The organism is Pseudomonas sp. PB106 (assembly GCF_009764645.1).
In the GTDB taxonomy this organism is placed as follows: domain Bacteria; phylum Pseudomonadota; class Gammaproteobacteria; order Pseudomonadales; family Pseudomonadaceae; genus Aquipseudomonas.
This window is the reverse complement of the sequence record NZ_RWIM01000114.1, coordinates 1-9,519: the sequence shown is the minus strand read 5'-3', so window position 1 is coordinate 9,519 and position 9,519 is coordinate 1. Positions and strand designations below refer to the sequence as shown.

Sequence of the window (9,519 nt, the reverse complement as noted above, 5' to 3'; positions counted from 1 at the left end):
CCTTCGGCAGCTCCTACAGGGAGACGCGCATTCCAATGTAGGAGCTGCCGAAGGCTGCGATCTTTTAACGGTTCAACTACCATTCTCGGTTTGGCGGCTACTGACCTCGGCCGGTACATCGTCGCCCGCCATGCGCTTGCGGAACAATGCCGCCCGCGCCAGCAGCAAGGTAGTCACCGGCACGGTGATCGCCAGCAAAATCGGGATGAGCCAGGCATGTATGATCGGCCCGGATTTCAGCGCCGAGAAGCAAATGATCGAGGCCAGCGCCACACACCATGCACCCAGCGTCGAGGCCAGTGCCGGCGGGTGCATGCGCTGAAAGTAGTCTTTCATGCGCAGCAGGCCTGCGGCCCCGATCAACGCAAAAACGCCGCTGAGCACTAGCAGGATCGCCACGGGAATTTCGACCCACAAAGATAGTTCAGCATTCATTCGATCACCTCGCCACGCAGCAGGAACTTCGCCAAAGCAAACGAGCCGACGAAACCGAACAGCGCGATCAGCAGCGCTGCCTCGAAGTAGGTATCGCTGGAATAACGAATGCCCAGCGTCAGCATCATCAGCATCGCAACGATGTACAGATAGTCCAGCGCCAATACCCGATCCTGTGCCGACGGCCCTTTGAACAAGCGAATCAGGGTCAGCACCATCGCCAGGCAGAAGAGGAACAGCGTCAACAGAATCGCGTTCGACAGTAATGGGCTCATTCGAAAATCTCCATCAACGGCCGTTCGTAGGTGCTCTTGAAGTGCTCGATAAACTGCGCTTCGTCATCCAGATCCCACACGTGCAGCAACAGAACGCTGCGATCCAATGCCAGTTCCGACCATACCGTGCCGGGCACTACTGTGCAGATCATCGCCAGCGTCGCCAGACCGTGGGCGTCGCGCAGGTCCAGTGGGACTTTGACGAAGTGCGAGCGCGGCGGGCGGCGACCGGCGTTGAGCACGCCCCATGCGACGATCAGGTTGGACATCACTACGTCGCGACCGACGAGAAAAAACAACTTGATAATGGTCCCCGGGCGCCGAATGTGTGCTCGTTTTGGCCGCAACTTACGCATCATCAATGGGGCAGCGAAACCCAATGCCGCGCCGAGCAGCAAGTTGCCCGGACTGACCGATAGATTCAGCGTCAACCACAACGCCCACAGTGCCAGCGATAACCAGGGTGCAGGAAACACACGCTTCATGGCTGCACCTCCAGCATCGCCGCTTTGGCTTCGGGGCTGGGTACGGCACGAGTGCCGAGCACCGCCATCACATATTGCTGGGGATTGTTCAGTGCCTCTGCGGTGGCTTGGGTATAACGCAGCAGCGGTTCAGCCTTGAAGGTCAGGGCGATGCTCAGCCCCAGCAAGAGGAAAATCGGCGCGCATTCGAGTTTTCGCAGCAGCGGCGAAGGGCGCTCTTCCGGTGTCCAGAAGCGCTGGATACCCAAGCGCGAAAACGCCATCAACGATGCGACCCCGGAGAGAATCAGCAACGCCAGCAGCATCCACGCCGGCGTGGAAATCGGCGCAGCGGTGCCCAGACCGAGCGGATTGAGCAAGGTACCGATCAGATTGAGCTTGCCGATGAAACCCGACAGCGGCGGCATGCCAATGATCAGCAGTGCGCAGGCAATGTAGCTCAGGCCGAGAAACGCCATGGTCCAGGGGATGACCTGACCGACCACGGCTTTCTGCTCATCGTCAAGGTTGATGCCTTTTGGCGGTTGCAGGGATTCCTGTGGTCGCGGTAGCAACTCGCTTTCGTCTTCCAGCGGGATCTCGTTGGCCGAGCGCGAGCGCTCAATCAGTTCAGCCAGCAGGAACAACGCACTCAGCGCCAGGGTCGAGCTGACCACATAGAACAGCGCAGCGCCGATCAGGTTCGGCTGGGCGAAACCGATCGCCGACAACAGAATGCCGGCTGACACCAGAATGCTCAGGCTGGCCATGCGCTCCAGACGTTGCGCCGCAAGAATCGCCAGTGCCGCGCAGGCGATGGTCGCCATGCCGCCGTAGATCAGCCATTCGCCACCGAAGAACGCGGAAGCGCCGGCCTGCCCGGAGAACAGCAGCGTCCACAGACGCAACAGGGTGTAGACGCCGACCTTGGTCATGATGGCGAACATCGCCGCGACCGGCGCACTGGCCGAGGAGTAGGCCGGCACCAGCCAGAAGTTCAGCGGCCACATGCCAGCCTTGGCCAGAAATGCCACCGCGAGAATCCCCGCACCGGCGTGCAGCAAGCCACGGTCGGCTTCCGGCACCAGCGGAATCTTCAGCGCCAGATCGGCCATGTTCAGCGTACCGGTGACGCCGTAGATCAGCGCGGCACCGATCAGGAAAAGCGAGGAAGCAAGCAGGTTGATCGAAATGTAATGCAGCCCCGACGACACCCGTGCCCGCCCCGAACCGTGCAGCAACAAGCCGTATGAAGCGGCCAGCAACACTTCGAAGAACACGAACAGGTTGAACAGGTCCGCCGTCAGGAACGCGCCATACAGGCCCATCAGCTGAATCTGGAACAACGCGTGGAAGCTCGAACCAGCGCCGTCCCAACGCGCCATCGCGAAGAGCAGGGCGCTGACGCCGATGATCCCGGTCAGTACCAGCATCAATGCCGACAGCCGATCGACCACCAGTACGATGCCGAACGGTGCCTGCCAGTTGCCCGGCAAGTACACGCCAATCGAGCCTGGGACGCCCGTGGTCTGCGTCCATTGCAACAGCAGCACCGATATGAATAGACCGACAAGGCTGGAGAACAGATTGATTTTCGCCTTCAGCGGCCGGTGCCGTTCGCCGAGCATCAGCATGATGGCGGCGGTCAGCAGCGGCAGCAGAATCGGTGCGGCGATCAGGTGAGTCATCGCCATCATTCTTTAGGCTCCCGGCCGTCGACGTGGTCGGTGCCGGTCAGGCCGCGCGAGGCGAGCAGAACGACGAGGAACAATGCGGTCATGGCAAAGCTGATCACGATCGCGGTGAGTACCAGCGCCTGTGGCAGCGGATCGGTGTAGTGCAGCAAGTCCTGCGTCACGCCGTCCTTGATCACCGGTTCTTTACCGATGAACAGGCTGCCCATGCTGAAAATGAACAGATTGACCGCGTATGACAGCAGGCACAGGCCCATGACCACCTGAAAGGTCCGTGGCCGCAGGATCAGCCAGACACCGGATGCGGCGAGGATGCCGATGGCGATTGCGATGACTTCTTCCATCAGACGGCTCCTTTGCTGGCGACGGACTTGGGCAGCGATGCGGTCTTGTGACCCCGCACCGATTGGTGGGCGAGAGCGGTCAGAATCAACAACGTCGAACCGACCACTACGCCGTACACGCCGATGTCGAAGAACAGTGCGCTGGCGACGTGGATGTCACCCAGTACCGGCAGGCTGAAATGCCAAGTGTGCGTGGTCAGGAACGGATAGCCGACGACCATCGCGCCGAGGCCCGTGGCGGTGGCGAACAGCAATCCGGTGCCCATCCAGCGCAAAGGACGCAGGCTCATTTGCGCTTCGACCCACTGCGTACCGGCGACCATGTATTGCAGGATGAACGCCACCGACATCACCAGACCGGCGACGAAACCACCACCCGGCTGGTTGTGTCCACGCATGAACAGATAGAACGACACCACCAGCGCAATCGGCAGCAGCAGGCGCACCAGCACCGCCGGCACCATCATGAAGCCGAGCGCGGTGTCGCTGGCGGAACGCGGGTTGACCAGGTCGGTGACCACGTCCGGCGCGAGCAAGCGTTGTTGAGCTGGCAGTTGCAGGCTTTCTTTCGGTGGGCGGAAGCGCCGCAGCAGGGCAAACACGGTCAGCGCCACGGCAACCAGCACAGTGATCTCACCGAGGGTGTCGAAGCCACGGAAGTCGACCAGCATCACGTTGACCACGTTGCTGCCGCCGCCCTCAGGCAGGGCACGGCTGAGGTAGAACGAGGAAATGTCGTTTGGCGTCTGCCGCGTCAGCATTGCGTAGGACAGCAGCGCCATGCCGCCGCCGACGGCAATCGACAGCAGCAAGTCGCGCAGACGGCGAATGCGTGCTTTGCGCAGGCTGCTTGGCAGCGGCGAGACTTCTTCGATCCGGCGTGGCAACCAGCGCAGGCCGAGCAGGATCAGCACTGTGGTTACCACTTCAACCGCCAGTTGTGTCAACGCAAGATCCGGCGCCGAGAACCAGACGAAGGTTACGCAGGTCATCAGGCCACAGACGCTGACCATGGTCAGGGCCGCGAGACGGTGATACTTGGCTTGCCAGGCGGCGCCGAGGGCGCAGGCAATCGCCAGCAGCCACAGGGTCACAAAGACGATGGAACCGGGAATCTTCGGCCGGTCGCCCCAGCTCAGCGTGCTGTGCAACATCGGGATCAGACCGGCGAGCACCGCCGCCAAAACCATCAGGAACAATTGCATTTGCAGACGCTTGGTGCCCAGCCGCCGCTCGACGCGACGGGCCATGCGCATCATCACCACCAGGCTGCGCTCGAACAGACGCTTGCCGTTGAAGCGGCCCACCAGTGGCGGATACTTGAAGCGGCCGAGCTTGAACTGGTTACGCAGCAACAGATACAGAACGATACCGCCGGACATGGCGATCAGGCTCATGATCATTGGCGCATTCAGACCGTGCCAGATCGCCAGGCTGTACTCCGGCAAGGTGCCGCCGACCACGGGCAGCGCCGCCGCCGCGAGCAACGGGCCGACGATCTGTGCCGGGAAAATCCCCACCAGCAAGCAAGTAAATACCAGCAGTTCGACTGGAGCGCGCATCCAGCGCGGCGGTTCGTGCGGGGTGTGCGGCAGGTCGGTGGCCGGGGGGCCGAAGAACACATCAACGGTGAAGCGCAGCGAGTAAGCGACGCTGAACATGCCGGCGATGGTCGCGACAATCGGCAACGACATCTCTACCCACGCCGTGGCATTGATGAACACGGTTTCAGCGAAGAACATTTCTTTCGACAGGAAGCCGTTGAGCAACGGCACGCCGGCCATCGAGGCGCTGGCGACCATCGCCAATGTCGCGGTATACGGAATCAGTTTGATCAGACCGCTGAGTTTGCGGATGTCGCGGGTACCGCTTTCATGGTCGATGATGCCCGCGGCCATGAACAACGAGGCCTTGAACGTCGCGTGGTTGAGAATGTGGAACACCGCCGCCACTGCCGCTAACGGGCTGTTGAGGCCGAGCAGCAGGGTGATCAGGCCGAGGTGACTGATGGTCGAGTAGGCCAGCAATCCTTTGAGATCGTTCTGGAACATCGCGCAATACGCGCCAAGCAGCAGCGTACAGGCTCCGGCTCCGCTGACGATGTAGAACCATTCTTCACTGCCGGACAGCGACGGCCACAACCGCGCCAGCAGAAACACCCCGGCCTTGACCATGGTCGCCGAGTGCAGATAAGCAGAGACGGGCGTCGGCGCCGCCATCGCATGAGGCAGCCAGAAGTGAAACGGAAATTGGGCACTTTTGCTGAGTGCACCGATGAGGATGAGAGGTAACAGGATAGGGTAGAGGGCGTGTGCGCGAATCAGATCGCCGGCGGCCAGGACCTTGTCGAGGTCATAGCTGCCGACGACATGGCCAAGCAGCATGACCCCCGCCAACAGGCATAACCCGCCTGCACCGGTGACCATCAGCGCCATGTAGGCGCCGCGACGGGCGTCGGCGCGATGGTGCCAATAGCCAATCAACAGGAACGAGAAGAGGCTGGTCAGCTCCCAGAAAAACACGATCTGGATCAGGTTGCCGGAGATGACCAAACCGAGCATGGCGCCCATGAACGCCAGGAAAAACGCGAAGAAACGCGGCACCGGATCATCCGGCGACATGTAATAACGCGCATATAAAGAAACGAGTGTGCCGATGCCGAGTACCAGCATCGAGAACAGCCAGGCGAAGCCGTCCATGCGCAGAACGAAGTTCAGGCCGAGGCTGGGCAGCCACATGAACTCTTCACGGATCACGCCGCCGTGGGCGATTTGCGGATACAACATCGCGACCTGAACGGTGCCGATCAGAGCGACCAGCCCCGCCAGCAGGGATTCGGTATTACGCGCGTTGTGTGGCAGCACCGCTGCCAGACAGCTGCCAATGAATGGCAGAAGCAGTAGAACTATCAGGGACATAGGCTTCTAATCTGCGGAAGTTTGTGAAGCATCATACGTGCCAGCTCCCCGATCACCAAACGCCAGGATGTCTCAGAATCCTACAAAGTAGTCTGAAAATTTCTGTTTGGCATTGTTTCAGGAAAGTCGATGTTGCTTGGAATGGCCTCATCGCGAGCAGGCTCACTCCTACATTTGGAATGCGTTCCCCTGTAGGAGTGAGCCTGCTCGCGATAGCAATAATTCAGACTGTGAAGATTTCGGAGCTTTATCCCTGTGCTTCCCGCTCCAACTCAGCCTCAGCTTCAGCGACCTTACCCTTGGTCTTCAACTCACTGACAATCACCGCCGCCACAATCAGCCCTGCGCCCGCCAGCGCAATCGCTGGCAACCGTTCGCCGGCAATCCGCCCGACGATCCCTGCCCACACCGGCTCACCGGCATAGATCAACGTTGCCCGAGTTGGCGAAACACTTTTCTGCGCCCAGTTCATCGCCACCTGAATCGCCGCACTCGCGGCACCCAGGCCCAGCGCAGTCATCAGCAGGGTCCAGGAAAAGTCCGGTATCAATTCACCCGTCGGCACCACCAGCAAGAACGACAACAACGATGTCGTGGCCAGTTGCACCACGGTGACCCGGCGTACATCCACTTGACCGGCATAGGTGCTAATCAAAATGATCTCGGCGGCAATCGCGATGGCGCTGATCAGCGTGGCAATTTCACCCGGGCTGAAGTTCAGCGACGCCCCAGATGGCCCCGACAACAACATCAAACCGGTGAACGCCAACATGATGCCGATGCTCGGCATCAACCCTGGACGGCGGCCGAGTACCAGCCATTGCAGCAGCGGCACGAACGGGACGTACAGCGCGGTGATGAACGCCGACTGACTGCTCGGAATGGTTTGCAAGCCAACCGTCTGCAAGCCGTAACCGAGCATGATTGCCACACCGATAAACGCGCCGGCCTTCAATTCGAACAGGGTCAATTCGCGCAGGTGACGCCACGAGAACAGCGCGACAATACAAGCCGCAGCGGCAAAGCGCAGGCCTACGAAAAACATCGGCCCGCTGACGGTCATCGCATGCTGAACCAGCAGGAAGGTGCCGCCCCAGATCATGGTGATCAGCACCAGCACGCACTCGGCTTTGCTGAATCGGGAGAGGCGGACGGGGGTAGGGGAAGTGTTCAGCGACGTCATGACCTTGCGCACTATAAAAAGGAGGCCGCACAATGCGGCCAACGTTGCGCAGTATACTGCCCAACCTCACCGAGTGAGCAATATAGTGCACAAAGATTCAACGCAAAGGACCTCCGTTCTTCAGCACGTCAGCCAGAACGTCCGGCGCCTGCGCCATGCCGCCGATATGAGCCAGACCGCGCTGGCGGAAAAATCAGGCGTCAGCCGACGCATGTTGGTGGCAATTGAGGCGGGCGAGAAGAATGTCAGCCTGACCACCCTTGATCGCGTCGCCGAAGCGCTGGATGTGGCGTTCAGCGATCTGATCCAGGCGCCGGATGCCCGGGACCCGAGCCGCATCAACGAAGTGGCCTGGGCGGGAACGATTCCGGGGAGTAAAGCGGTGCTGCTGTCGAAAGCCACCGCCACTCGCGAAGTCGAGCAGTGGGAATGGTGTCTGCAGCCGGGCGAAGTCTATCCATCGCATGCAGACCCGGACGGCTGGAGTGAGCAGATCTTCGTATTTGAAGGATGCCTGACGCTGATGCTCGGCGATGAGCCGCAAAAAATCGGCACAGGCGAATTTTTCATGTTTGCCAGTAACCAGCCGCATTCCTATCGCAACGATGGCGACGTTGCGGCGCGGTTTGTGCGCAATGTGGTGATTTGAATGGCACATGACACGGATATCCTGATCATCGGCGGCGGCCTCAGCGGCACGATGCTGGCGGTGCAGTTGTTGCGTCAGCCGGGCCGGCGAACAATCGTCATCGTCGAACCGCGTGCCGAACTCGGTCGAGGCGAGGCCTACAGTGCAGTTGAGTTGGGCCATACGCTCAACGGCAATGCGGCGCGAATGAGCGTCGATCCAGATAACCCAAATGACCTTACGCAATGGCTGACCGAGCATATTGCGGCCGGCGGTTGGCCGGAGTCTGCCGAGCAGAATGTGCCGATCAGTGAGCTGTTTCCGCCGCGCGGGCTGTTTGGCGTGTATGTGCAGCAGCGTTTGGCTGAAGCGCGGCGGGTTGGTGCGCAATATGGCTCGACGGTCGAGCACATTTGCGCTGAGGTGGTGGATCTGCAAACGGCTGTGGACTCGTTGCAATTGCGCCTGAGCGATGGGCAGATCGTGGACGGTGCTTATGTGGTTCTCGCCACCGGCATGTTCCCCGCTGCGCGGACTGCGCAGAAACACTCCAGCGGCCTTAACGCCGCCGCACTGGATCCGTGGGATGTCGCGGCCATGCGCCAGCTCGATCCGCACTCCACCGTGATGATCATTGGCTCCGGCCTGACCATGGTCGATGCCGTGGTTTCGCTGGAACAGGCCGGGCATCGCGGGCCGATCGAGGTGTTTTCCCGGCACGGTTTGTTGCCCCATGTGCGCCGACAACCGCCGGCCTGGGTCGATTTCCTGGGCGAGGATCACGGCATTCGCACCCCACGCCAGTTGCTGCGCGAATTACGCCGGCAGTGTCGAGATGCGATTGCGCAAGGCATCGACTGGCAGGCGCCGCTGGATACGGTTCGCGTGCATATTGCTCGGTTATGGGGTCAGGCGACTGACGTTCAGCGAAGACAATTCGTACGGCATGTGCGCCCGTGGTGGGAGAGTCATCATCATCGTTCGCCACCGTTGAGTGCGGCATTGGTTGAGCGCCTGCAATTGGCAGGGCGGCTCAGAATCCATGCTGCGTCGTTCAAAGGGCTTGAGCCTGGCGCGAAGGGCGGTGTGAGCATTCGCATTCGTCGCCGGGGTGAGTCTGAAACCTGCGTGATGCACGGTGCAGCACTGATCAATTCCAGTGGCATCGAGTACGACTGGCGTCGCGTGGCGCGACCGTTGCCGCAGCAGTTGCTGGAGCGTGGCTTGGTACGGCCTGGGCCGCTGGCGCTGGGGATTGCGGCGGCGGTGGATGGCGCGGTGCTGGATGCCGAGGGGCGTGCGGCTGACCGGGTGTTTGCGATGGGGCCGCCACTGCGGGGAATGTGGTGGGAGAGTACGGCGGTGACGGATGTAGCGTTGCAGGCCAAGGCACTGGCGGCAAGGTTGGTGAGAAAAGGTTGATGGTGTTCGTACGAGCCTCTTCGCGAGCAGGCTCGCTCTCAAAGGGGATTCAGGTTGTAAACACCATTTGTGCCACACCGCAGCGTCTGTAGGAGTGAGCCTGCTCGCGATAGCGGTGGTTCAGTCAATAAAAAGGTGACTGATATACCGCTATCG

9 protein-coding genes are annotated in these 9,519 nt (G+C 60.7%); 2 read left to right on the top strand and 7 right to left on the bottom strand.

The window, feature by feature from the left end; genetic code table 11:
• Window positions 1-72 precede the first annotated feature (72 nt).
• From EJA71_RS14985 to EJA71_RS14955, 7 genes are all read right to left on the bottom strand, one after another.
• Window positions 73-435 carry a Na+/H+ antiporter subunit G gene (locus tag EJA71_RS14985; protein WP_158958073.1) on the bottom strand — a complete coding sequence of 121 codons (363 nt, stop codon included), beginning with the start codon at window positions 433-435 and terminating at the stop codon, window positions 73-75.
• Window positions 432-710, bottom strand: a complete 279-nt coding sequence (locus EJA71_RS14980; protein ID WP_150602808.1) for a K+/H+ antiporter subunit F — start codon at window positions 708-710, stop codon at window positions 432-434. The genes EJA71_RS14985 and EJA71_RS14980 overlap by 4 nt, the downstream gene beginning before the upstream one ends.
• Window positions 707-1,195 (bottom strand): Na+/H+ antiporter subunit E, encoded by a 489-nt coding sequence (locus tag EJA71_RS14975; protein WP_158958071.1) that lies wholly within the window; start codon window positions 1,193-1,195, stop codon window positions 707-709. The genes EJA71_RS14980 and EJA71_RS14975 overlap by 4 nt, the downstream gene beginning before the upstream one ends.
• Window positions 1,192-2,871, bottom strand: coding sequence for a monovalent cation/H+ antiporter subunit D (locus EJA71_RS14970; RefSeq protein ID WP_158958069.1), 1,680 nt, complete (start codon window positions 2,869-2,871; stop codon window positions 1,192-1,194). The genes EJA71_RS14975 and EJA71_RS14970 overlap by 4 nt, the downstream gene beginning before the upstream one ends.
• Window positions 2,868-3,212, bottom strand: coding sequence for a Na+/H+ antiporter subunit C (locus EJA71_RS14965; protein WP_016775082.1), 345 nt, complete (start codon window positions 3,210-3,212; stop codon window positions 2,868-2,870). The genes EJA71_RS14970 and EJA71_RS14965 overlap by 4 nt, the downstream gene beginning before the upstream one ends.
• Window positions 3,212-6,130 (bottom strand): monovalent cation/H+ antiporter subunit A, encoded by a 2,919-nt coding sequence (locus tag EJA71_RS14960; protein ID WP_158958067.1) that lies wholly within the window; start codon window positions 6,128-6,130, stop codon window positions 3,212-3,214. The genes EJA71_RS14965 and EJA71_RS14960 overlap by 1 nt, the downstream gene beginning before the upstream one ends.
• Before the next feature lie 247 nt (window positions 6,131-6,377).
• Window positions 6,378-7,313 (bottom strand): DMT family transporter, encoded by a 936-nt coding sequence (locus EJA71_RS14955; RefSeq protein WP_158958065.1) that lies wholly within the window; start codon window positions 7,311-7,313, stop codon window positions 6,378-6,380.
• Window positions 7,314-7,398: 85 nt separating this feature from the next.
• Here EJA71_RS14955 and EJA71_RS14950 point away from each other — a divergent pair, with 85 nt between their 5' ends.
• Both EJA71_RS14950 and EJA71_RS14945 read left to right on the top strand, forming a co-directional pair.
• Window positions 7,399-7,962, top strand: a complete 564-nt coding sequence (locus tag EJA71_RS14950) for a helix-turn-helix domain-containing protein (RefSeq protein WP_158958063.1) — start codon at window positions 7,399-7,401, stop codon at window positions 7,960-7,962.
• On the top strand, window positions 7,963-9,363 hold the full coding sequence (locus tag EJA71_RS14945; protein WP_158958061.1) for an FAD/NAD(P)-binding protein: 1,401 nt from the start codon (window positions 7,963-7,965) through the stop codon (window positions 9,361-9,363).
• Window positions 9,364-9,519: the final 156 nt, after the last annotated feature.